The 24,103-nt window shown below is 28.7% G+C and carries 19 protein-coding genes and 1 riboswitch; of the genes, 17 read left to right on the forward strand and 2 right to left on the reverse strand.

Features of this window, described 5'->3' with window-relative positions:
• The first annotated feature begins 527 nt into the window (after window positions 1-527).
• Complete coding sequence (locus tag N4A55_RS00485; RefSeq protein ID WP_293753434.1) at window positions 528-2,348, forward strand: diguanylate cyclase; 1,821 nt, start codon at window positions 528-530, stop codon at window positions 2,346-2,348.
• Window positions 2,349-2,420: 72 nt separating this feature from the next.
• Here N4A55_RS00485 and N4A55_RS00490 read toward each other — a convergent pair whose 3' ends face one another.
• Entirely contained in the window at window positions 2,421-2,846 is a 426-nt protein-coding gene (locus N4A55_RS00490; RefSeq protein WP_293753435.1) for a hypothetical protein, read from the reverse strand.
• Window positions 2,847-3,127: 281 nt separating this feature from the next.
• Between N4A55_RS00490 and N4A55_RS00495 the strand changes: the two genes are divergently transcribed.
• From N4A55_RS00495 to N4A55_RS00530, 8 genes are all read left to right on the forward strand, one after another.
• Entirely contained in the window at window positions 3,128-3,607 is a 480-nt protein-coding gene (locus tag N4A55_RS00495; protein WP_293753436.1) for a helix-turn-helix domain-containing protein, read from the forward strand.
• 207 nt (window positions 3,608-3,814) lie between these two features.
• A complete protein-coding gene (locus N4A55_RS00500) occupies window positions 3,815-5,398 on the forward strand; it encodes a hypothetical protein (protein WP_293753437.1) in 1,584 nt (527 codons plus the stop codon).
• Between the two features lie 368 nt (window positions 5,399-5,766).
• On the forward strand, window positions 5,767-7,086 hold the full coding sequence (locus N4A55_RS00505) for an erythromycin esterase family protein (protein ID WP_293753438.1): 1,320 nt from the start codon (window positions 5,767-5,769) through the stop codon (window positions 7,084-7,086).
• A gap of 215 nt (window positions 7,087-7,301) precedes the next feature.
• Window positions 7,302-7,694 (forward strand): hypothetical protein, encoded by a 393-nt coding sequence (locus tag N4A55_RS00510; protein ID WP_293753439.1) that lies wholly within the window; start codon window positions 7,302-7,304, stop codon window positions 7,692-7,694.
• A 17-nt stretch (window positions 7,695-7,711) separates the two neighbouring features.
• Window positions 7,712-8,158 carry a hypothetical protein gene (locus N4A55_RS00515; RefSeq protein WP_293753440.1) on the forward strand — a complete coding sequence of 149 codons (447 nt, stop codon included), beginning with the start codon at window positions 7,712-7,714 and terminating at the stop codon, window positions 8,156-8,158.
• A gap of 1,072 nt (window positions 8,159-9,230) precedes the next feature.
• Entirely contained in the window at window positions 9,231-9,668 is a 438-nt protein-coding gene (locus N4A55_RS00520) for a GNAT family N-acetyltransferase (protein ID WP_293753441.1), read from the forward strand.
• 308 nt (window positions 9,669-9,976) lie between these two features.
• Complete coding sequence (locus tag N4A55_RS00525; protein ID WP_293753442.1) at window positions 9,977-10,456, forward strand: permease; 480 nt, start codon at window positions 9,977-9,979, stop codon at window positions 10,454-10,456.
• 2 nt (window positions 10,457-10,458) lie between these two features.
• Window positions 10,459-10,989, forward strand: a complete 531-nt coding sequence (locus N4A55_RS00530) for a permease (RefSeq protein WP_293753443.1) — start codon at window positions 10,459-10,461, stop codon at window positions 10,987-10,989.
• A 70-nt stretch (window positions 10,990-11,059) separates the two neighbouring features.
• On the opposite strand, the gene N4A55_RS00535 is transcribed toward N4A55_RS00530, so the two are convergent.
• Window positions 11,060-11,695: a nitroreductase family protein gene (locus N4A55_RS00535; RefSeq protein ID WP_293753445.1), complete on the reverse strand. Its 636-nt coding sequence runs from the start codon at window positions 11,693-11,695 to the stop codon at window positions 11,060-11,062.
• Window positions 11,696-12,078: 383 nt separating this feature from the next.
• Here N4A55_RS00535 and N4A55_RS00540 point away from each other — a divergent pair, with 383 nt between their 5' ends.
• From N4A55_RS00540 to N4A55_RS00575, 8 genes are all read left to right on the forward strand, one after another.
• A complete protein-coding gene (locus N4A55_RS00540; protein WP_293753446.1) occupies window positions 12,079-12,735 on the forward strand; it encodes a hypothetical protein in 657 nt (218 codons plus the stop codon).
• A gap of 117 nt (window positions 12,736-12,852) precedes the next feature.
• Window positions 12,853-12,946: riboswitch (glycine riboswitch) on the forward strand.
• A gap of 156 nt (window positions 12,947-13,102) precedes the next feature.
• A complete protein-coding gene (locus N4A55_RS00545; RefSeq protein WP_293753447.1) occupies window positions 13,103-14,461 on the forward strand; it encodes an alanine/glycine:cation symporter family protein in 1,359 nt (452 codons plus the stop codon).
• Window positions 14,462-14,552: 91 nt separating this feature from the next.
• The gene (locus N4A55_RS00550) at window positions 14,553-15,041 is read left to right on the forward strand and encodes a hypothetical protein (protein WP_293753448.1); all 489 of its coding nucleotides are present in this window, start codon (window positions 14,553-14,555) and stop codon (window positions 15,039-15,041) included.
• 5 nt (window positions 15,042-15,046) lie between these two features.
• A complete protein-coding gene (locus N4A55_RS00555) occupies window positions 15,047-15,562 on the forward strand; it encodes a hypothetical protein (RefSeq protein ID WP_293753449.1) in 516 nt (171 codons plus the stop codon).
• A 46-nt stretch (window positions 15,563-15,608) separates the two neighbouring features.
• Window positions 15,609-16,838: an NAD(P)/FAD-dependent oxidoreductase gene (locus tag N4A55_RS00560; protein WP_293753450.1), complete on the forward strand. Its 1,230-nt coding sequence runs from the start codon at window positions 15,609-15,611 to the stop codon at window positions 16,836-16,838.
• An 847-nt stretch (window positions 16,839-17,685) separates the two neighbouring features.
• Entirely contained in the window at window positions 17,686-20,700 is a 3,015-nt protein-coding gene (locus N4A55_RS00565) for a chondroitinase family polysaccharide lyase (RefSeq protein WP_293753451.1), read from the forward strand.
• A gap of 131 nt (window positions 20,701-20,831) precedes the next feature.
• Entirely contained in the window at window positions 20,832-23,087 is a 2,256-nt protein-coding gene (locus N4A55_RS00570; RefSeq protein WP_293753452.1) for a helix-turn-helix domain-containing protein, read from the forward strand.
• 73 nt (window positions 23,088-23,160) lie between these two features.
• Window positions 23,161-24,093 (forward strand): ABC transporter permease, encoded by a 933-nt coding sequence (locus N4A55_RS00575; protein WP_293753453.1) that lies wholly within the window; start codon window positions 23,161-23,163, stop codon window positions 24,091-24,093.
• The last annotated feature ends 10 nt before the right edge of the window (window positions 24,094-24,103 follow it).

Raw genomic sequence — 24,103 nt, forward strand, 5'->3', positions numbered from 1 at the left:
TAATCCACTTTTCTTAAATAAACTAATAATTTCTTTCCACTCTTTATCAGTTTTAATATCTGACATTAAAACACCTCCATGAATTGGATTATATCATGGAGATACTAATAATTGAATGTGTGGTGGGTTTGTCGCTTACGGAATTTCAGTGTTAACATTTTTTCAAGACTATTTAACAGTCACTTACACAAAAACAAAGAGTATATGATATACTATAGGCTAACTATATCGCTAAGCTATATATAACTAATATAGCTTAGCATTTTAATGTTAGGAGCAAATAAATATGAAAAGAATGATAATTGGTATATTTTTTATGATATGGGACGTCATCTTTTTTAACACTTCATATAACTTCGATATATGAATTAGAACCATATATTGGACTTTTTTTGATTAAATTGAATATCATGACAAATGGTGTTATAATTTGTTTAGGTAAATAAAAAAATCGAGGGATTTATTTAATTTAGTACTATGTTGTCGAAAAACATTGAAATAATAGTTTCTAAGAGGAGGGCTTTTAAGTGAAAAAACAATCTGTATATTTTCGATTAGTTAATAAATTATCTCTTAGAACCATAATTGTAATTCCAGTTTTTCTAATTTTGCTATTAGGTAGTTCTTTAATTTATTATCAAATTGAAACATTCTTTATTAAGTATAGTGCAAAAGTTATAGAAACTAATCAAGTAAGAATTAAAAATCATGTTTATGACCATTTAGATGATTATTTTGAGATTCCTGTCATGGTGAACAAATATAATGCTATTCTTGTAAAAAACAAACAACTCAATTTGCAGGATGAACAGCTGTTGGGGAGAATACTTTTAAACGAAGTAAAAAGCAACACTGCTATTGATTATGCATATTTTGCTAATAGTGATGGTGGAATAGTCTCATCAGGATTATATCAAGGTACTAATCGAATTTCTTACACTAAAGATATGAAAGCTGGAGAGTTTAGAATATATGAAGCTGATGAAGATGGTAATATCCTAAATTATATTAAATCTGTAGAGTTTGACTCAAGGAAAAAACCTTGGTATATTGAAGCGAATCAAGATGGGATACCATATTGGACTGGGGTCTATTCTGGTGCTCAGGAACCTATTTTAGGAATGAGTACTTCTTACCCAGTTATTTCACCTAGTGGAGTAAAAATAGGTGTTTTTGGAACAGATATTTTACTAGATCAATTGTCGAAATTTCTAAAAACTATAGAAATAACCAAGAATAGTGTTGTTTGTCTAGTCGATGAAAAAGGATTAATTGTGGCATCATCAACAAGTGAAAAACCTTTTAAAGATATTAATGGGTCACAAGTTAGATTGGCTGCTGTAGAAAGTAAAAATACTGTAATTAGAGAAGGATATAATAGAGTAATCACTAAATATAATCATTATTTTAATGAAGAAATAAAAGACAGAATTAAAGTAAGGGGAGAAGATTACTATTATTGTTTTAGTAAGTATTCTTATAATGATAAAATAAATTGGAATCTAATGATATCAATTCCTAGAGATGATTTAATAGGTGATATAGAGATGCTATTTTTAAAATTCAGTATAATATTTTTTGCCGTTGTCATATTAATATTGATTGCATATACAATTATCTCTAGATGGATAATGCAACCAATAGAATCTCTTAATAGTAAAGTGAATCAAATGACTAACGATAATTGGGGCATACAAATTGAAACAAATAGAAGAGATGAACTTGGTCAGCTAACTAGGTCGTTTAATAGTATGTCTATTAAATTAAGGGATTATATATTGATGCTAAATAATAAGCAAGAGGAGTTAGAGGAGATTAATACTACTTTAGAAGAACTTGTACATGAGAGGACAAAAGAATTAGAACTATTAACTATAACAGATAGTTTAACTAATATTTATAATAAAAGATATTTAATGGAGAAACTTAACCAAAATATTGAGAAGGCTAAAAGATACAATGAAACATTTTCTATAGTTATTTTTGATATTGATCACTTTAAAAAAGTCAATGATACTTATGGTCATTTAGAAGGTGATGTAACATTAAGAGAAGTATCAAATTTCTTAGCATCAACAGTAAGAGATGTTGATGTTCTTGGTCGGTATGGTGGCGAAGAATTTATGATTATTATGACAAGTACCAAACTTGATGAAGCTTATATCGCTGCTGATAGGGCTAGAGATAAATTAAGTAAATTGATTATAGGGAGTAAAAATATTAAAATAACAATTAGTGGAGGTGTTGCAGAATATAGGACAGATGATTCATTATTAGATATTATTAAAAGAGCAGATAATAATTTATACATAGCGAAAAAAAGTGGTAGGAATAAAATAATTAAATAGAAGACTTATATATACAAAATAGCGTTATATATCAAATAAGCTGTTTATCATAGCTAACTAGGTACTTAATCATTAGCTAAAATCATTAAAATTATTATCTATTAAAATTTCTTCAAGGGTTTTAATAATATCATAATTGATTTTATAATATTGATTTTCAAAGTAGATAGTTGTATTTTTATTATTATTTATATTATCAGAGTATAAATACATACTATATTTCTTACTTGAATCATCATATAAATCCATACGTAAATTATATATGACTTTATCAACATCCGTGGTAAATGTTAATAAAGAGTATTTACCTAATGAATTCTTAAGCTTTAAAAAATCATTATTGCTAAGTGTTAGAGGATCTTGACCTTTCTCAGCTACATTAATGATTACGATTCTATCAATATTAGAATAGTTGAGGTATTTAATAGGTTTTATTAAATGAATTATTATGATAATAAATAGTATAAATATAAGTAAATAATTGCTTTTCTTAAACATGTATATTCTCCTGCCTATAATTCTTATTATGAAACTCTTAAAAAAACTACATAGATTTAGTATTAACACAATATGAATTATTTAACTATACAATTTTAATAATATAAACATATGAAAATCTTTTCATGCCAAAACCATAGACAAACCCATACTCAATTTGTATAATAAACTTATCATAAAAAGATAATCACTATTCAATATTATTATATTAATATTCTAATAATTGGATTAGGTTAATAAAAGTATAAAGAATAAGGCTAATGTGGGAAAGGAACAAAAAAATGAAAAAAGGAAATATCTATCGAGAAGCAAGAGAAAAATTCAATGACAACAATCCATGTCCTCTCAACAGAGAAGAAGCAGCTGATAGATTACATGTCAGTGCTGCAACTCTAGGAAGATATGAAACAGGTGAAAATGCACCAAGTCCAGAAATTGTATACGCAATGAGTAAAGTATATGAGAATCCAGTTTTAAGACGCAAACACTGTTCAGAGTGCTGTCTCATTGGTAAAGAGGATCATCCATACACGGCTCCCAAAACACTATTTGAATCTGGTTATGGATTGATAAATGCCAATAGGGTACTGGAATCATTCAAAAATGAACTATTTGAAGTTTTGGCCGATGGAATCGTTGATAAAAATGAGATTATCAGACTAAGGCAGATAATACCTCAGATCAAAAACATACAAAAATTACTTAGCGATATAGAAATAGAAATAGAAAAACATTCTCTAAGATACGATATAGATGAGTAAAAAAGACAATTAAATAAGGCAAATTATATGAATGCTACATTAATCTAATATATATATCAAATATGAGTCAGTTTATTAGATGAATGTAACATTTTTGTTATTGAGACTTTTTCTATGTGATTCTATAATAATAGTATAAACGATATTAATATCACAATAAAATATTTTATGTGTATTTATACTATAAAGCTTTAGGAGGCATACATCATGAAACATACAATAATAGGAGTAGTCTTAGGAGCTATAATCAGCTTTCTGCTTGGAATATTAATACTACCAGTTATGAGCTTAAAATTCGTAGGGGTAATATTAGTAATTATAGTTTTTGCTGCAGTAATCACAGTAGTTGGTTACATTGGAGTATATGATAAAAAGAGCAGTAAATTACCAGTTATAATAGGTTCAGCAATTTTCTTGCTTTCAGTTGGATACCTAATAATTGGTGGAATCGCATCTTCAGCAATATTTAACGCTGGTACAAAACAGAAAATGTTAGATGTTGAAGAAGTTGTATTTGACGAAACAGTCTCTAACGTAGATATGGAAAACCTCATAATATGGGACGAATCAGATGCAATAAGGTTTGGTGAAAAGTTAATTACAGAAAAAGATCCTTCACTTGGCTCAATGTACTCTATATCAGAAGAATACGGGACACTTTCTGTAATAGAGGGTAAACCATTTTGGTTATTCCCACTTGAACACTCAAGCTTTTTTAAATACATCAAGAACAAATCAATACCAGGATATATTAAGGTAAATGCAACAACAGGTAAGGCAGAATTTGTTGATACAGAATTCAGTGTTGCACCATCAGCATTTTTTAGCAATGATCTTAAGAGGGTAGTATATTCAAAATACAAAAATTACGGTCTGACTGATTATTCATTCGAGGAAGACACAGAAGGAAATCCAAAATGGGTTATAACAGCTTACACACATAAAACTGGATTTTCTACTAAAGATGTCAAAGGTGTAGTAATAGTGGACCCAGTAACAAAAGATGTTGAATTTTATAAAAAAGGTGAGCAGCCTGAATGGGTAGATAGAGTTACTTCAGCTAAAATATTTAATGAACAACTGACTTATTGGGGAAAATATATCAATGGTTGGTGGAATCCTTCAGATACAGGAAAACTGAAGAATACAGAAAGTATCGGATATGTTTTCAAAGACGGCAATGTATATTTCTATACAGGAATTACGTCTTATGGAGGAGATGAAGCCACAACGGGATTCTTAATATATAATCCTCGAAATAGTAAAGCACACTATAATAGGATATCAGGATCAACAGAACAAAAAGCAATGGGCTTGATGGAAGAATTAGTTCAAAATGCTGGTTATACAGCCAAATATCCATATTTGATTAACATCAATGGTGAACCAACATATCTATCAACACTAAAAGGGAATAGTGGAAATGTAGTCGGCTATGCATTATGCTCAGTAAAAAATTATAGAGCAGTTGCATGGGGTAAGACACTTAGAGAAGCTCAGACTAAGTACAATAGAATATTGATTACAGAGGGGAATAATACTAATGCACTAAGTGAGCAATTTGATTCATTTGACCATAGCTTTGGAACAGTTTCAAGGGTTGGAGTATTCAAAGAAGGATATTTCCTAATTAAGATAGAAGGAAATAATACTCTATTCATTGTATCAGCTGACCAATATCCATTGGTAGCACTTACTGAAAAAGGTGACCAAGTAGTTATAACTTATATCCAGACAGAAGAAACAAACAAGATTGACGCTATAGAATTCAAGAATAGTTCAATAAATTAATTAATACAGAATAGATAACCACTTAGTTTAATTACTAAGCCGGTTATCTATTTTGTTATATATATTTTGAGCTTCTATACTGACTTTATTATTGGCAGTATCTTTTCCATATTTCATATCCACTTAAAGGCTCTATGAAGATGTCTAATATATTATTGTAAAAGCTTAATATCTAATTTATAATATGCTATAATAACTCAATGTAATACACTAAAGAAATGAAATATAGATTACAAAAATGTAAGATTGGGTTTGTATATGTAAGTTATTACAATGGAATATGAACTTTTTTTAATATATAATATACTAAGAAATTGATAAGGAATAAATACTAGAAATAGCTTTTATGATAGGAGAGGAATAAAAATATGTTGAAAAAAGGAATGCTTGTACAATTAATAATAGTAATAATTTTTAGTATAACAGCATGTGGAAAGGTTAAAACAACTGAAGAATGGTATGATAAAAATGTAGATGAAATAACACCTCTTGATTCAGAAGATTACAGTGACTTGGAGTTCTTGAAACCGTTGTTAAAAGATAAAAAGATAGTTTCTCTAGGAGAAAATTTTCATAGTGTAGGAGATTACATAACAATAAAAACTAGATTAATCAAATATTTACATGAGGAACTTGGATATGATGCAATAGGATTTGAATCAGGACTAGGCGAGTGTGAAATGGTTATGAACAGTAAAAATCTAACAGCAAAACAAATGATGGAATATAGTGTCTTACCAGTATGGCATTCACAAGAAACTCTAGACCTATTTGATTACATAAAAGAGCAGAAAGAAACCGACAATCCTCTTGATCTTTTTGGTTTTGATATGCAATTCACCAGTATGTATTTTATTGAATATATGGCACATTGGTTAGAAAAAGTTGATGAAAAGGTAGCAGGAGATTATTATAATATGGAAGTAGAATTTTTCCAGAGTTATTATACACTAATTAATAAATATGGTTTTGATACAGGACATAGAGAAAAATATCAAAAGATTATTGATAAATACACATCAGATTATGATAAAGTAATTGAGTACATAAAAGACAATAGAAGTACATTAGAAGCTATATATCGCAAAAATGATATGCTGTTAGATAGCGCACTTCGTACACTTGAAAACAGAATGAATATTGTTAGAATGAGTATGGTAGATAATGTTGAAGGATACGAAATAAGAGATGTTATAATGGCAGATAACGTAAAGTGGTATATGGAAGCTAATCCAGATAAAAAAATTATCTTATGGGCACATAATAATCATATTGCCAAAAACACTTCACAGATGTTTGCATTGGAGAGTGATGAATGGATTAATAGTTTTGTGAGTATGGGAGAACTATTAAGTAAAGAGTTAGGAAACGATATGTATGTAATAGGATTATACATGCAAGGAGGTAATGCATCAGCTATAACAACACAAGAGCCTTTTGATATACCATCAGTTCCAAAAGATAGCTTAGAAGAAATAATAAGTAGAAGTGGATACGAAACCTCTTTTGTTGATCTATCCCAGCATAAAAATAAAAATAAATTCAATAAATGGATGTTTACCAATCAATATGCAAGCGAAGACGGTTTGACTGCAGAGATTATAAGGTCTAATGTATCACAATTTATACCGAAACAACAATATGATGGAATAATCCTGTTAGATCAGGTATCACCACCAAAGAAATAGATGACAGATAGATTTTCATAATTATTCATACAATAAGAAATTATTACGAAAAAATGCATTTCATCCCATAAAATAAAAGCTATACTAAATATTAGAAGTCAAATTGATAAAAATTTATTAAAAGTTAGAACAAACCTTATCTCCATATGGGATAGACCGGAGCAGCAGTAGAAGCTACAGGAGGAAATATATATTTTGCTGTACCTCTTAGTTTTATGATTTATGTTGCTAGTACTAATGAAAATATGCCCGGTGAAAAACCAAGTAATATTGATGATGCTTTTGGCTGGACAGATGCAAGGAAAAATGAAATCTATGTAACAACTAAAAAACTAGAATATATATTGAAATCTGATTATAGGTATTTTATGGATTTGTATGGATATAAGAAGGTAATGATTAGAGTTTTGGAAAAAATGAAAGAAGAAATTGAAAATGAGACATATAAAATTTATCAAAATAATGATTATAATAAAATTTATATAGAGAGTCAGCTCAACTATATTGATAAACTGATTATGATGAATAAAAATGAAAAAATTTATAAGAAAAAGCTTAATAATGACTTAAAGGTTATTGAGCAATATGTTGGACGTGGTAGATTATGATTATAAAGGGAGATTTAATGAGTAGGATTAAGAGATACTGTATAATAAATTTGTTAGTAGTATTATGTATAACATCAGGTTGTAGCAATAAGAAAGGCAATACATATAATGAATTCTTGGAGGGTTTTTATGATTCATATTTTCAAATTGCAGAAACGTTATATCATTGTGATCCAGAACAAGTAGTAAATTTAATGGCAGCTAAAGAAATTCAAGATAAAATGAGTAGTATAGAAGAATTATTAGACAATATTAAAGATGACGTTCCAAAGGGTAAAGAAAAAAATTATAAAAAGCTAAGTGAATGGTATAAAGAATTATTAGTTATAGGTGATAAAAAGTATGAAGATTGGTGGGGAGTAACGGTGGAAGACAGAATTACAGTACAAAATACATTACTGGACATAGCCATAAGATATTCAGATTGGCAAGACAAGGAGAGTGGAATAATATGGGACAAATAATTAAAAAAAATAATTATAAATATATATTTACATATATAGCAACTATAATGGTTATATACCTACTAAATACATTAAACATTAAATTTATTCAACAACTTCCACTTGAGTATAATGAAGAAAGCACTATGATGTTATCAGCAATAATATGGTTTATCATAATATCAATGATTTACATACTATCATACGTAATATTAAACAAAATTACAAACTACAGAAATAATCCATTTTCATATTTTCTACCATATTTTGTTATAATATATTATTAGCCATAATATATTATGCTTGCATCAAGTTAAGAATCGACAATTGTATAACATATTATATTGATAACTGGTTTTGTTGGACAAACGTTGTTGCAGGCTTAATACCATCTGCATATGGTCTGAAAGTGTTATTATATCAAACAATAGTCTATAATATATGGATTTTACTATTAGCATCTATAGCTAAAATAATCAAAACCAAGTAATTCAATGATTAATGTTGCTGATTATCATTATAACATTGATAATCATAATCAGTAGAAATGCAGAAAAAAGGAAATGCTTGCAATACTTATCTTTTTTGTCATTAATACATCCTCCGTTGGACTTAAAGTTATTCCATAACCTCAGTTAAATATTGAATTATATTTTCAATGTTCTCTATATAATTTGGAGCCAAGGATGATAAATGTGTATAAATTTAGTATTATTAATTTAGGTGCTCCTTTAGTTCTTCAAGGCGGTTCGGTGGGAACTAGGTTAGAAAAAAATCATCCCCATCTTTTGGAAATATTTTTCTCATTTCACGATTGGATTTATCATGTTATTATATGAGTAAATATAATAATTATCTTATGACATAGAAAGGAACAATCAATATATAATAGACTTTGCAGACTACAAAGATATAGATGAATGAACATGGTTGATATTGTAAAAGACGATTTTCCAGGCTTGGATATGGATGATTACAGAAAAGGCATGGAAAAAACTATAGAACGGAAAACAGGAATACTAGCTAGACATTCATTTATGAGGTAAGAAAATAAACTAATAAAATAATTAGAAATAGAAATATGGAGGGTATTATGAATATACTATTTAAAGAGATAAATAACGATAATTGGGAAGAATGCTTTAATTTAAAGGTTTTTAAGGAGCAAGAAGAATTTGTCGCACCTAATTCATACTCATTGTTAGAAGCTCATTATGGAAAAAATTTATTTCCATTAGCAATATATGATGACGATATAATGGTTGGGTTTATCATGTATGAGATTGATGAAGAAGATAATAGTATGGCTATGTGCAGATTAATGATAGACCAAAAACATCAGAAAAAGGGATATGGAAGAGCAGCAGTACTAAAGCTTCTGGATTTCATAAGAGAAAAATATGGCAAGATGCCTTTTTATACTAGCTTTGAACCAGAAAATAAAGTAGCTGAAAAACTATATGAAAGTGTAGGATTCAAGAAAACAGGTGAAGTTTTGTACGAAGAACTCGTTGCTAAGATTGATTTATAAGTAGTTCTTAGATACTTCCTATATAGCTTACATATTTTTTAGAGATCAAAATTTAATTTTATTATATTTAATATATGCTCTATAGTTTGTATTTACAAGCTATAGAGCATATATTTTAGTGTAATTCATAAGGGGTTAGATGATTAAAGTAAATTATTGGATAGGCAACTTTAGATTTTTTTAGTATACTATAAGAGATGCAACAAATAATCTTGGATACACTAACAACATTAAAAGAAGACTATAGAAAATTATAGTTGATAAGAAGAAATATAGAAATTATTAAGAATACAAAGGAGTCCATAACCATGAGTAGTTATATAATGTACCTAGTAGCTATTATTTTACTAATTATATCATATTATAAAGATAAGAAAAAAACCAAAAAGGCTTTAAAAAAAGCCTGGAAATCATTTAATAATATCCTTCCTCAGTTTCTAGGAGTAATACTGTTTGTCGGTATATTGCTAGCAATATTTGATGCTGAATTCATCTCCAAGATAATAGGAGCTAGATCAGGCTGGATAGGGGTCATTTCCTCAGCTGTTGTCGGAGCAGTAACATTAATCCCAGGATTCGTTGCATTTCCAACTGCTGCAATGTTACTTGAAAGTGGAGCAGGATATATGCAAATAGGTGCATTCATATCAGCACTAATGATGGTAGGCGTAATAACAGCACCTGTTGAGATTAAGTACTTTGGTAAAAAACTCACCATAATAAGAAATATATTAGCCTTTGTATTTTGTTTTATCGTTGCATATATCATTGGAAAGGTGGTAGCTTGATTATGAAGACGCTAAAAAGATATACTTTTGCACTAATCATCATAGCCACAATAATATTACTATTAATATTTAATAGAGAGATAGGATTAAAAGCCATAAAAATTACAGGCAGTAATCTAAAAGAAATGATTCTCGTCATACCACCTGTTTTTGTACTGTTAGGATTATTAGATGTATGGGTTCCAAAAGAGACCATGATGAAATACATGGGAGATAAATCAGGTATTAAGGGAATAGTTCTATCAATAATACTAGGTTCAGCAGCAGCAGGACCACTGTATGGAGCGTTTCCTATAGCAGCTGTATTCATGAAAAAAGGAGTAAAATTCAGTAATGTATTAATATTCATAGGGGCTTGGTCAACCACCAAAATACCAATGTTCTTATTTGAAATATCAGCTCTAGGAGCAAGATTTGCTGTAACAAGATTACTGATAGATATCCCTGGAATTATTATAATTGCATTTATTCTAAATGGACTAATCAATAAAGATGAAGTAAAAAAAATATATGAAAATGCCAGCTCAATGTAATGGTTCATATTATTTTTTATCAACATGTAGTCTATCCATATGAATCTCTTGATAATCAGGCTAAGAATTATTATTCAATAATTGAAATTACTTCTTCAATAGATTTTCTACTAGGACTTTTAATTGGTAAGTTAGGAACTCCTATTGGTACTATAGCAGCAAGGGAAAAATCATTATTATTGAATTGTACAACTTCTGATATTTCTCTAGCCGCATAGTTACCACTTGTCATCCAGCAAGTTCCATAACCCATTGCTGCAGAAGCTAGAGTTAAATTTTCTATTAGTGCCCCTATACTTTGCATCTGTGGTGACATACTAATTATGTGATTTATTTCTTGCTCATAACCACCAGCTTCTTGTAATTCATCAAGACCGTTTGGAGTATAGGAACTAGCATATACAAGAATTACAGCAGGAGCATTTCTGAAAAGAGTAGCAAATCTAATGAACTTGGTAAAAGATGCTTTTTTGCTTTCATCATGTAATTTATCAGCAATCTCACTATTTTTATTTTCAATAGATTTGGCGATCTCTTCGATCTTTTGTGTATTCTTCACAACAACAAAATGCCAATTTTGAGCATTTTTTGCTGAAGGGCAGTATGTAGAAGCTTCAAGTATTTTCATTATATCCTCCATCGGAATCTCTTGGTTAGTGAATTTTCTAACACTATGCCTATTGTAGATAAAATTTAAATTATTCATATAATACATATCCTTCCTTTGTTTATTATAAAGATCATTTATTCAGCTTATCCACTACAAAAATATTTTGCTATACTTGATTTTTGGTGGTAGAAAAGTTGAATTAATTATATTATATAGTAAAAAATATATTTTATACATAACTAAAAAAATGGCATATTAAAATTATTAGTATTTTTTATAATTACAACTGATTATAAGTCGTTCTTAAAGCAACTAATAATTATTTGCATTTTATTAAAAGTAAGATAATAAAGTAATTAATTGAAAATACATTGAATTAATTGAACAAAATAAAATTAAGTGATATAATATATAATAAATATATAATTGATATCTATGTATAAACTTAATAGTATGAAATTTATTGGAGGGTGTTAAAGATGAAAAGCAGATTAAAAAGTACATTAATTTACGCTTTGTTTTTTGGAGGAATTTGGGGTATAACAGAAGCTACACTTGGATATCTATTGAATTTAAGTACTATTGGTATTAGTGGTTGTATTATGTTTCCTATTGGGTATTGTATTTTACGTAAAGCCTATAAGAAGAGTAATAATCTGTCGGTAATTTTTTATTCAAGTTTGATAGCAGGTATCATTAAATTAGTCAATTTGTTTATGCCTATCTCTCATCCTGTAAAAGTTATTAATCCAGCTTTTGCGATAGTTTTAGAAGGCTTGAGTGTAATGGCTTTAGTAACATGGAGTGTTAAGAAAAACAAGGAAATAGGATTTTCTAGTGCATTATTAGCAGGTTTTTCATGGAGAATCATATACTTTTTAGATGCAGTATTTCTATTCAATATTGGTATTCCATCCAGAATGATTAGTAAAGGACCACAAGAATATCTGTTGAAATTCTTCATAATTAATAACTTGGTTAATGCCTTCATCATAATGTTAATTGCAAAAGCAGAGAAAAAAGGTAAGATATTAAATGTTTCAGAAGGTGCTGTAAGACCTATCACTGCTGTATGTTCACTTGTATTAGCTGTAGGTGTTCAATTATTGATGACATATATAAAAACTATAGCATAGTACATATTTTATGATTGATAAAATTTTATATTTACAAAATGAGAAATGCTGTTATAATATGTATGTAAAAGTAAATATGTTCGGATGAAGATTGCGGAAGAATTATCGACCGCTTTTGGACGAACCTCTGGAGAGACTCTTTATGAGCACCGAAGGGGAAAACTAATCGATGATTAGTGAAACTCTCAGGTAAAAGGACAGAGGATATATTCACTATAGAATATATTTTGTAACCAGAGGTCAAATCATATGATTTGGCTTTTCTTATTAGTAAGCCATGGAATCATACCATTGGCTTTTTTTATTGCAATAAGATACTATATTTTTCTATATCAAGACATAAATTATTAAAGACGGAGGATTTTGGATGGATACAATGATTGAAATATTTAAGAGAATTGATAGTGTGGTTTGGGGACCTCCATTACTTATACTATTAGTTGGAACAGGGCTATATCTAACAATTAGACTTGGAATTATACAGGTCTTTAAACTACCTCTAGCACTCAAATATCTGTTTGGAAAAGACAAAGACAATAAGGCTGATGGAGATGTATCTAGTTTTGCTGCCTTATGTACTGCTTTAGCAGCGACTATAGGTACGGGTAATATTGTCGGGGTTGCAACAGCTATAAAAGCAGGAGGTCCAGGAGCACTTTTCTGGATGTGGATTGCTGCATTTTTTGGCATGGCAACTAAATACGCTGAATCATTATTAGCAGTAAAATATAGAGTAGTAGATGAGAATGGTCAGATGTCAGGTGGTCCAATGTATTATATAGAAAAAGGATTAGGGAATAAATTTCTTGCTAAACTTTTTGCTATATTTGGTATTGGTGTTGCATTCTTTGGTATAGGAACATTCACACAGATAAATTCTATAACAACTGCTGTAAACATTACTTTTAATGTTCCTGTAGCAGTGACAGCAGTTGTATTGACATTGTTAGTAACTTTCGTTACATTAGGTGGAATAAAAAGTATTTCAGGTGTGTGTGAATACATTGTTCCTTTTATGGCCGTTTTATACATAATTGCTTCTCTTACAATAATTATATATAATATAAAATCTGTACCAAGTGCAGTTTCACTGGTTATAAATAGTGCTTTTACACCAACGGCAGCTGCAGGTGGATTCTTAGGTACAACAGTTATGAAAGCTATTCAGAACGGAATATCAAGAGGAGTATTTTCTAACGAATCAGGACTTGGCTCTGCTCCAATAGCGGCGGCAGCGGCTAAGACTGATTCATGTGTTAAACAAGGTCTAATATCTATGACAGGTACTTTTTTCGATACTATCATAATATGTACAATGACAGGTATATCATTAGTTATGACAGGAGCATTCAAATCAGAGTTTGCAGGAGCCAAGATGACTAACTTGGCATTCAAGAAGGGGTTACCTATAGCTGGTGGAGAATTCATAGTTACTATAGGACTTATCTTTTTTGCATTTACAACAATACTAGGATGGAATTATTACGGTGAAAGATGTACTGAATATCTATTCGGTGTAAAAGGTATTATACCATACAAATTAATATTTATAGCATTAGTAGGAGTAGGGGCGTTCCTAAAACTAGACTTGATATGGGTTATAGCTGATATCGTTAATGGATTGATGGCAATACCTAATCTTATTGGAATCATAGGTTTAAGTGGAGTTATATCATTTGAGACTAAACAGTATTTTAGAGCTCTTAAGGAAGAAAAATATAGATAGTTACCTCAACTTTCCAACTTCAATATGCTATGCAGGTAAACCTTTAATTTATCTACATTAAATTAAAGGTGGGAAAGTATGGGGGTAGATAATGAGTCTGTTTAGCGAAGTATACGGAAAATATTATAGATTGATAAGTGAAATATTGAATGAAGCTCAAGATAAAACCGTTTCAGTGGAGTATATTTATGATTTGATAAGTAACCAAGGTTTTGGAGATACTTTACTGACTCTAGCTCCTAGAATTATAAACGATGATGAAGATAGTTATAATTTGTTAACCAAGAATAAAGAAGGTTACCAATCTATACTAGATAAGGAACCATCAGTTTTATTGACAACACTGGAGTTAAGATGGATAAAAACATTATTAATAGATAAGAGAATACAGTTGTTCTTGGATGAAGAAGAATTAAATGTATTAAAGGAAAAATTAGCAGATGTAGAAGAATTGTTTGACCAAGATACAATAATCTACATAGGTCAAGCAAAAGACGGAGATCCTTATGATGATATGATTACATTAATAATTTTAGAAAATTATTATATGCAGTTAATAATAAGAAATGTCTTAACATAACATACTTGAATTCAGAAAGTGTAAGAAGAAGTGCAAGTTACGCAGGGTACAGAATAGAATACTCAGCTAAAGATGATAAATTTCGGCTGAACGCAGTTTTAATCAATCGAGGTAAGATCGTATATCATAGCAAGATCAATGTGGCAAGGATAATAAGAGCAGAGATTATTGAACAAGCCAAGTATCCATCAGGTATATCTGAGTACATATACAATCATAAAATGCCCGAACCAATAGAAATCATTTTAAATAATGAAAGAAATGGCTTTGAACGAGTATTTGTCCATCTTTCCAACTATGAAAGAAATTCAGAATATGACGAAGAAACCAATACTTGCAGAGTTAAAATATACTATTATGACTTTGACGAATCAGAATTATTGATACAACTGTTATCATACGGACCAATTCTAAAAGTGGTAGGACCAGAAGGATTTAAGCGAAAATTAGTAGATAGGATTAACAGGCAGAATAGATTATTTAATACTCAGTTACTTAACGTGTATAATAAAAAAACATAATGAAGATAATAGAGTTAGAAAAAGTATATTTTGTGGAGATGAGACTATGAAATTAGTAGCAGGTGACATGATTTGGACTAATCTAACTAAAGTACCTAATAAATACCCATACCTAAGTAACAATATAGAATGTGATGCTCTTATAATAGGTGGTGGAGTAACAGGAGCAATTATTGCTTACTATCTAACTAAAGAAGGTATAAATACAGTTTTAGTGGATAAGAACATCATCGGTTATGGAAGTACGAGAGGATCGACAGCCATATTGCAATATGAAGTTGATACTGACCTATGGGGATTATCACATATGATTGGTGAAAAACAGGCTGTAGAATGCTTTAAACTCAGTGAAAAAGCTGTTTATGATATAAGAGATATTGTTAATACATTAGAAGATGACTGTGATTTCCAGTTAAAAGAATGCTTATATTATACTTCCAATTCCTCACATATCCCACCATTAAAAAAAGAATTTTATATTAGGAAAAAATATGGATTTGACGTTGAATTCTTAGATAAAAATAGTGCAAAAGATAAGTTTTCCTTTTCACTTGAAGCAGGAATATATTCAAAATCTGGAGGGGCATTAATTAATCCATACAAGTTTACTAATGCACTCATAAAAGAAGCAGTAAAAAATGGGCTTACTATTTATGAGAATACAGAAATCAATAATATTAAATCCCAAGATAACCATGTATTATTAAGAACTCCAAATGATTTTAGTATAAAAGCAAAGAAAGTAATTATGGCAGCGGGATATGAAAGCAAGAACTATATAAAAGAAGATGTAGTAAGTTTAACAAGAACATTCAACCTATGTACAAAACCAATAAAAGAATTTCATGGCTGGCATAATACCTGCATATTTAGAGATGATAATGATCCGTATATATATCTAAGGACAACAACTGATAATAGAATCATAATAGGTGGAGAAGATGAAAAAGTAGGTAAAGAGAGTAGTAAAATGTCTAATCTAACTAATGAAGATACAGTTTCTATTAAGAAATATGATATCCTCTTAGAAAAACTCAAGGCATTTTTCCCTGATATAAAAGACATTGAAGTAGAATATAAATTCAGTGGTCTATTTGGTGTCACTAAAGATGGTCTGCCATATATAGGAGAGTATCCTCAGATACCTAATACCTATTTTGCTTTAGCATATGGTTCTAATGGTATTGTTAATGGTATTCTTTGTGGACAGTTAATAAAAGATTTATATCTAAATAGTAAAAGACCAGAACTAGATTTATTCAAATTCCAAAGGTAACGAGATAGCTGTACTGTATGAAATAATTTCTAATATATATTAGAAGCTAAATGGTCATCATAATATTATCGGGTATATAATGGTTGAGCTTGAATTGAATATGCTTTATAAAGGTATCGTCAATTCAACTAAAGATAGTATATATGTATAAGCTTATATATTATCCCACGGAAGGTTTTATATGGTTAACAATAGTTTTATTATAATCAAATTTATTAGATTGTAATAAGGCTAGGTATAATCATATAGTGCCGAGCAATAATCATATATAGTGCTTATATTGGTTTTATATAGCCGAGAGGTTATATATTGCTTGTATAGTATTATATATGGTTGAACGAACCATCAACTTGGGTAATGAAATGTTAGATTATGGTTTAAATCATAGTTTGGCAAGAAGTTATCTTGGTTGGTGTAAGGTAAATCATTATATACTTGATTTATATAATCATATAAAATAGGACATAAACAAATATTTGAAATTGTTCCCATGATTTGAAGTTCTTAATATAATAATATATTGAATGATTTATATATTGACAATATCAAATACTTTGATTTTGTCAATTTTTTTATTGAATTATTTATCTATAATAGAAAGTGAATAAATACTATTTATATTAATACATTAAAAACAGTGTTTTAAAATAGCAATTATTACGATATATGATTATATAATATTAAATGAACATATTAGGGAGATTATTTCTAGATGGAAGATTTAGTTAGAATGTTAAAAGATTGGAAATCTTATAGTTAAAGGTTAAAAAGAGTATAAAAAAACAAAGCCGGGTAAATAACTTGGCTTATTTTGGGTTAATATTAGAATTCAAATGGAGGGATAACAATGAAAAATTATAATGGAATACCAGTTTTATTATTTGAAGAAAATGTTCCTGAATTTATTCAAACCAATAATAATGCTGTATTATCTATAGCTAATTCCTATTATAAATTTGGAAATGCTTCTTTAAAATGGCAATTTAAAAATAACAGTGAACTTATTATAAATAGAAAAATTGGATATAGAAAATCAAATGATAATGATTCTGATAAGAAAAGGGATAGTTTTGTGATATGGATCTATAATGAAATTCCAATAGAAGATAAATTAAAGTTTGAATTTGGTAGAAAAGATGAAAAAATACCATATTGTCATTTTAGTTTTGGACTTAATTTTCAAGGGTGGCGTTGTTGTTGGGTTATGTATGATAGGGATATGGAAGGTGCTCCAATAGAAGATATGAATTTGTTGACTATTAAGGCACCAAAAAATATTGTAGATCATACTCTTTACATAAATAAAATAATATTATCAGTACCTATAGATACAAGATTTCACTCAAGGGATTACCAGGTGCCTTTTGTCAATTTGGAAGCAGATAGAAAATCGAATAGTCATTGGATGAGTTTATTTACTTTTTCAGAGGTAGAGAAACATGCTCCATATGATAATGAAGTTACTACAAAAATGAAAAATGATTGTAATATTATTAGTGAGAGGTTTAAAGAATATATTTTAATAGATAAAAAAGACGACTTAGATTCTTTAATAGAAGAATATAAAAAATATAACATTAGTATCAAAAAAGATGTTATTAAAGGTAGAAGTGTAGACTTCTTACGATACTTTGAGTTATTTGATGTGTATGATGTTAATAAATATGCAGAGAAGTTTAATAGTATTAATGTAAAAAGCTATATAAACCTTATGTATAGGCTAGCTTTATTGTATTATAGAAGTAATCAAGTTAATAAATTGAAAATACAAGATATGTTTATTACACTTTTAGAATATTTATATTATCAAGGCTTTGCAGAAGGTAGTGGCATAGGAACATATCATCATTTTGGATATGATTTTCAAGATTATTATAAGGCAGTATACTTAATGAAAGAAGTTATTGAGAAAAAAGGTTATTTAGAAAGAACTCAAAAAACTATGAGTTGGTTTAGTGGACTTGGAAGAATTTTTTATAATAGTTATGAAGCTGAAGGTTGTAATATGGATGTACTTAATACATTTCTTCTAAGCATGCTTGCAAGTATTTTAATTATAAAACACAGTAGCAAGAAGGTAAACTTACTGAAACAATATGGCAAATGGCTAGATTATGCTGTAGATGAGAAAGATGGTTTAAAAGGACCTTTTAAACAGGATGGTTGTGGATTTCATCATTGTAATTTATATCCAGCTTATACTATAGGTGGTTTAAAAGGAGTAACTCCTATTATTTACCTATTAAGAAGTACTTTATTTCGATTATCCGAAAAAGGACATAAATTAGTAAAAAAGGTTACACTATGTTTAAGGTTATATAGTAACAAATATGAATGGCTAGTGAGTCTATCAGCTCGTCACCCAAAGGGAGAGGGCCAGCATTGTGAACTAGATTTATTACCATTTAAGTATTTAGCCTTAGCGGGAACACCAGATGGAAAAAGATGTATTGATGAAGAAATGGCAGCTGCTTATTTAAGATTAATAGACAATAAGAAGGATGAAACAGCAATAATATTTAGAAAATATGGTATTAAGGCAGAAGAATTAAGGGGTCATTGGTCATTGAATTATGGAGCATTGGCAATACATAGAAGAGATGATTGGCTTGTAGGTGCAAGAGGACACAGTAGATATTTATGGGCTAATGAAAGTTATATGGATGCTAATTTATACGGAAGATATATTACTCATGGACATCTACAGATTATGGCAGGTGGAAGTCCTATTAATAATAGAGATAGTGGATATGTACAAGAGGGGTGGGATTGGTGTAGTTGGCCTGGAACAACAACTATTCATCTACCAATGGAAAAGATGAAAGGGAAGGTTACAAATGTTGATAACTATAGTGGATATGAAGAAATGCTTTTGTCAGATGAAACATTTGTAGGAGGACTTAATATACAAAATGAGAATGGTATGTTCGCTATGAAATTACATGAACATCCAAAATACGAAGGAAGTCATATAGCAAGAAAGTCTGTATTTTTCTTTAATAATAGAGTAATATGCTTGGGAAGTAATATAAATAACAATAATAGGATGTATCCAACTAGAACAACGCTATTTCAAAATCATTTAAGTCCTAAAGACCAAGAACTTATTATTAACAAAAAAATTATAACTAATGCCAATTATTGCTCTACATATACCATAAATGAGGGAATATGGATAATGGATAACAAAGAGAATGGATATTATTTACCAGCAGGGCAAATATTAAGTATAAAAAAAGGTATTCAGTATTCAAAGGCACAAAACACAGGGGAAGATACTAAGGGAAGATTTGCAAAAGCTTTTATTGAACATGGAAAGGCACCACTGAATGGTGAATATGAGTATATGATTATAATTAAATCCAATTATGATGAACTGGAATATATAAAAAATATGCAACTTAATAATTCAATCTATGAAGTCATTCAAAAGGATGAAAAGGCACATATTGTTTTTGATTATGAAACAAATATCATGGGATATGCATTTTTTGAAATATCAGAAGATATTGATAAAGGTCTCGTTGCATCAATAGACACACCTTGTATGGTTATGACCAAAGAGGTAGATGAAAAAGTTATATTGAGTATTTGTGACCCTGATTTACGATTATATAAAGGCACTGATAAAAGTCAATATGACAAAGATGGCAATAGAAAAGAAGTAAGTGTTTATTCTAGAAAATGGATTAATAATGCAAGTAAACAGTACCTATTAACAATTAAAATTAAAGGAAAATGGGAATGTATTGGAAAAAGAAAAGAATGTAGGAAAATAGTAATTGAAAATAATAACAGTATTATACAATTTATGGTAAAAGATGCTAAACCCATTGAGTTGGAATTAAAGAAAATTAAATAATTATAATAGAGGAAATATCTTTACTAAGAAAAAGGTTAAAAGAGTAAAACTGTTGATATAGTCAACAGTTTTACTCTATCCAAAATAACAACAAGTTCCAATTTATCTCTTGGAAGGGAGAACAACTGAGAATGAAGATTTTTAAAATTAGAAGAGTATATGTAACATGGGTTGTATGCTATTCGGTTATTATACTGATTTCTATTCTATTTAACGGTTTTAACGGTTACAATGTTAATAAACTCATGATGGATGAAGTTAGATTGAATAATCAATTAGTGCTGAAACAGTTTAAGCAAACGGTTGATGAAGAATACATAGAAATAAAAGCGTTAATTTCAGAGATTGCTATGAATTCTCAATTAGAAAAAATATTATATTATAACAAGCCAATAACGGGAGAACAGCGATATAATATTCATAAGTTTATGGATAATATATATAATAAATATTTTTTATCCTTTAAGTCTGAGCGATTTTATTTTTATTTATCCTTTATTGATTCAATTATAACTGATTCAATATTTATGGATAGTAAACATTATTATGAATATTATGCTTATCAAGATTTTGATAGTTACGAAGAATGGCTGGGGATTATGAATAATAAGCATTATAATTATGTTATAAATAATAAGGGCAATAATAATCACAAAGTAATGTTTATAAAATCTCTACCCATATTTAATGCTGATAAAGCATACGGCAATATCTGTATTATTCTTGATTTATCAATTATTATGGAATCTGTGATACACTCCATTGATCAGTTAAATGGTACACTAGCTATTATTGATAAAGATAATAATATTGTATTCTCAACAAATGAATATCACATTTCGAAAGATTTCTATCAAGATAAGCTAATGGATAATGAAGATTTATTAATTTATGATAACAACATTATTTCATATATGACTTCTCAAAATGAACAGTGGAAATATTTATATATAATACCAAAAGATATCTATGCTAAAAAAACTAAAATAATACAAAACAAAATCTTCTTTTTTATGATTATATATTTAATTATAAGTAGTACTTTAGTGTATTTTATTATTAATAAAAATTATAAGCCTATTAAGCAATTGATTAATAGTTTTGGCAGAAAACAAAAAACAAATGTTAAAAATCAAAATGAATTTCATATTATTAGAGAATATATTAATATGATGGATGCAGAAAATAAAAAATTAGATACCTTCATTAATAAGCAGAAAAATATATTTAAAAATGAATTTATAAGAAAATTATTGAAAGGTCAGCAGATTAATTATAGTGATCAAACTTTACGCCAGATTGACTTGAATTTTCAATCCGATTTATTTGCAGTAGCTTTAATTTATATAGATAGTATAGGGGATGAATTAAAGGATGATTATAACTTTCATTTAATACAGTTTATTATAACCAATGTTTTTGAAGAAGTTATTGGTATAAAGGAACAAGGACACATTCTCTATATAGATGGAGTTTTAATATGTCTTATTAACATGAATAGTAATCAAGATCATAAGGATCAACTTATAGAGCGTATTAGTGAAGCAGTTAACTTCCTAGATATCCAGTTTAATATTGAATTAACCGTAGCAGTTAGTAATATTCATAAAAGTATATCAAATATTGTAATGGCTTATGAAGAAGTATTAGAAACAATTAATTACAAGTTGATTATGGGAGATGATAAAATATTAGACTATAATGACATTATGAACGTAAATCATATTGAAAAATACTATTATCCTATAAAAAAAGAAAGGGAATTATCTAATGCTATTCAATGTGGTCATTATGAAGAAGCTAAAAAAGTTCTGAACAGTATTTTCAAAGAGAATTTTGAAGCCAATACCCTTTTGCCAAAGGTAGCAAAATCTCTAGTACTTGAGTTATCAAGTACCATAATAAAAGTATATAAAGATTCCAATATAGTTAATGAAGAAGAACTTGTTAATGAAGTAATTTTATTCGAACGTTTATTAAGCTATGATAATATTATTGACATTAAAAATGGTATTTTGGATATCATTAAGACTTATTCTAACAGAGTCAATAACTATAATAATAATGCGGATAAATACATCAAATACGATATACAAAACTATATAATAAAGAATATAGATGATCAAGATTTGAATATTTCAACTATAGCAGAATATTTTTCTTTGCATCCGTTTTATTTATCAAAAATATATAAGGAAAAGAATGGGGAAGGTATTTTAGATACTATAACAAAAATACGCATTAAAAAAGCAAAGGAATTATTACAGAAATATACGGTAAAAGAAGTTGCAAAAAAAGTAGGTTATACCAATACGAGAACATTTACTCGAGGATTTAAAAAGCTAGAAGGGATGACTCCTGGTGTATGGACAAAAGCAAATAAATGATATATATTTGCTTTTGACAATTTTTTTTTGCTTACTATGAGCCTATAATAAAGTGGAAAGGAGATGACTTAGAGTGAGCAATAAACAAGGAGTTTTTTTTATTAATAATAAGGCAACTAATTTATTACGTTATTGGCAATTATATATAATGCTAATTCCTTTTGTCTTATTTTATATTATATTTTTGTATAAACCCTTGTATGGTATTCAAATTGCTTTTAAAGATTATAGTATCTTTAAAGGAATAGAGGCGAGTCCTTGGGTAGGATTCAAACATTTTTCAACTTTTTTTAATAGTCCATATTTTATGAGAACCTTAGTCAATACTTTTTTAATTAATTTATATGGATTGGTATTTGGATTTCCATTACCTATTATATTGGCTTTGTTGTTAAATGAAGTTAAAAATAAATATTTCAAAAATAGTGTTCAAACAGCCATATACTTACCACATTTTATTTCAACTGTGGTTGTAGCAGGTATAGTAACTAATTTTTTAGCACCTACTAATGGTATTGTAAACATTATTCTTGAAAAACTAGGTGGAGAAAAAATATATTTTCTAACCAAACCAGAGTATTTTAGGACAATCTTTACCAGTATGAACATATGGAAGGAAGCTGGATTTGGTACAATTGTGTATTTATCAGCTTTAGCTGGTATCGATCAAAATTTATATGAAGCTGCTAAGATTGATGGTGCTAATAGATGGAAACAAACATTACATGTAACTATGCCTAGTTTAGTACCCACTATTGTTATTTTATTAATTCTTAAGATGGGTTCTATTCTGAAAGTTGGTTATGAAGCTATTATATTATTGTATCAACCAGTTACCTATAAAACAGCAGATGTAATAAGTACTTATGTTTATAGATCAGGAATAGCTGATTGTCAATATGATTTTGCAACAGCTGTTGGAATCTTTAATTCAGTCGTATCATTAATCTTGGTTTGGACGGCCAATCGATTAAGCAAGAGAATGTCAGAGACTTCGTTATGGTAGGTGTGAAATA

Source organism: Vallitalea sp., assembly GCF_025211055.1.
Lineage (GTDB): Bacteria > Bacillota > Clostridia > Lachnospirales > Vallitaleaceae > Vallitalea.

Excerpts from the sequence above, each read along its gene's own strand:
- N4A55_RS00490 (WP_293753435.1), bottom strand. The coding sequence starts at position 2,846 with ATGTTTAAGAAAAGCAATTATTTACTTATATTTATACTATTTATTATC.
- N4A55_RS00495 (WP_293753436.1), top strand. The coding sequence starts at position 3,128 with ATGAAAAAAGGAAATATCTATCGAGAAGCAAGAGAAAAATTCAATGAC.
- N4A55_RS00500 (WP_293753437.1), top strand. The coding sequence starts at position 3,815 with ATGAAACATACAATAATAGGAGTAGTCTTAGGAGCTATAATCAGCTTT.
- N4A55_RS00505 (WP_293753438.1), top strand. The coding sequence starts at position 5,767 with ATGTTGAAAAAAGGAATGCTTGTACAATTAATAATAGTAATAATTTTT.
- N4A55_RS00510 (WP_293753439.1), top strand. The coding sequence starts at position 7,302 with ATGATTTATGTTGCTAGTACTAATGAAAATATGCCCGGTGAAAAACCA.
- N4A55_RS00515 (WP_293753440.1), top strand. The coding sequence starts at position 7,712 with ATGAGTAGGATTAAGAGATACTGTATAATAAATTTGTTAGTAGTATTA.
- N4A55_RS00520 (WP_293753441.1), top strand. The coding sequence starts at position 9,231 with ATGAATATACTATTTAAAGAGATAAATAACGATAATTGGGAAGAATGC.
- N4A55_RS00525 (WP_293753442.1), top strand. The coding sequence starts at position 9,977 with ATGAGTAGTTATATAATGTACCTAGTAGCTATTATTTTACTAATTATA.
- N4A55_RS00530 (WP_293753443.1), top strand. The coding sequence starts at position 10,459 with ATGAAGACGCTAAAAAGATATACTTTTGCACTAATCATCATAGCCACA.
- N4A55_RS00535 (WP_293753445.1), bottom strand. The coding sequence starts at position 11,695 with ATGAATAATTTAAATTTTATCTACAATAGGCATAGTGTTAGAAAATTC.
- N4A55_RS00540 (WP_293753446.1), top strand. The coding sequence starts at position 12,079 with ATGAAAAGCAGATTAAAAAGTACATTAATTTACGCTTTGTTTTTTGGA.
- N4A55_RS00545 (WP_293753447.1), top strand. The coding sequence starts at position 13,103 with ATGGATACAATGATTGAAATATTTAAGAGAATTGATAGTGTGGTTTGG.
- N4A55_RS00550 (WP_293753448.1), top strand. The coding sequence starts at position 14,553 with ATGAGTCTGTTTAGCGAAGTATACGGAAAATATTATAGATTGATAAGT.
- N4A55_RS00560 (WP_293753450.1), top strand. The coding sequence starts at position 15,609 with ATGAAATTAGTAGCAGGTGACATGATTTGGACTAATCTAACTAAAGTA.
- N4A55_RS00565 (WP_293753451.1), top strand. The coding sequence starts at position 17,686 with ATGAAAAATTATAATGGAATACCAGTTTTATTATTTGAAGAAAATGTT.
- N4A55_RS00570 (WP_293753452.1), top strand. The coding sequence starts at position 20,832 with ATGAAGATTTTTAAAATTAGAAGAGTATATGTAACATGGGTTGTATGC.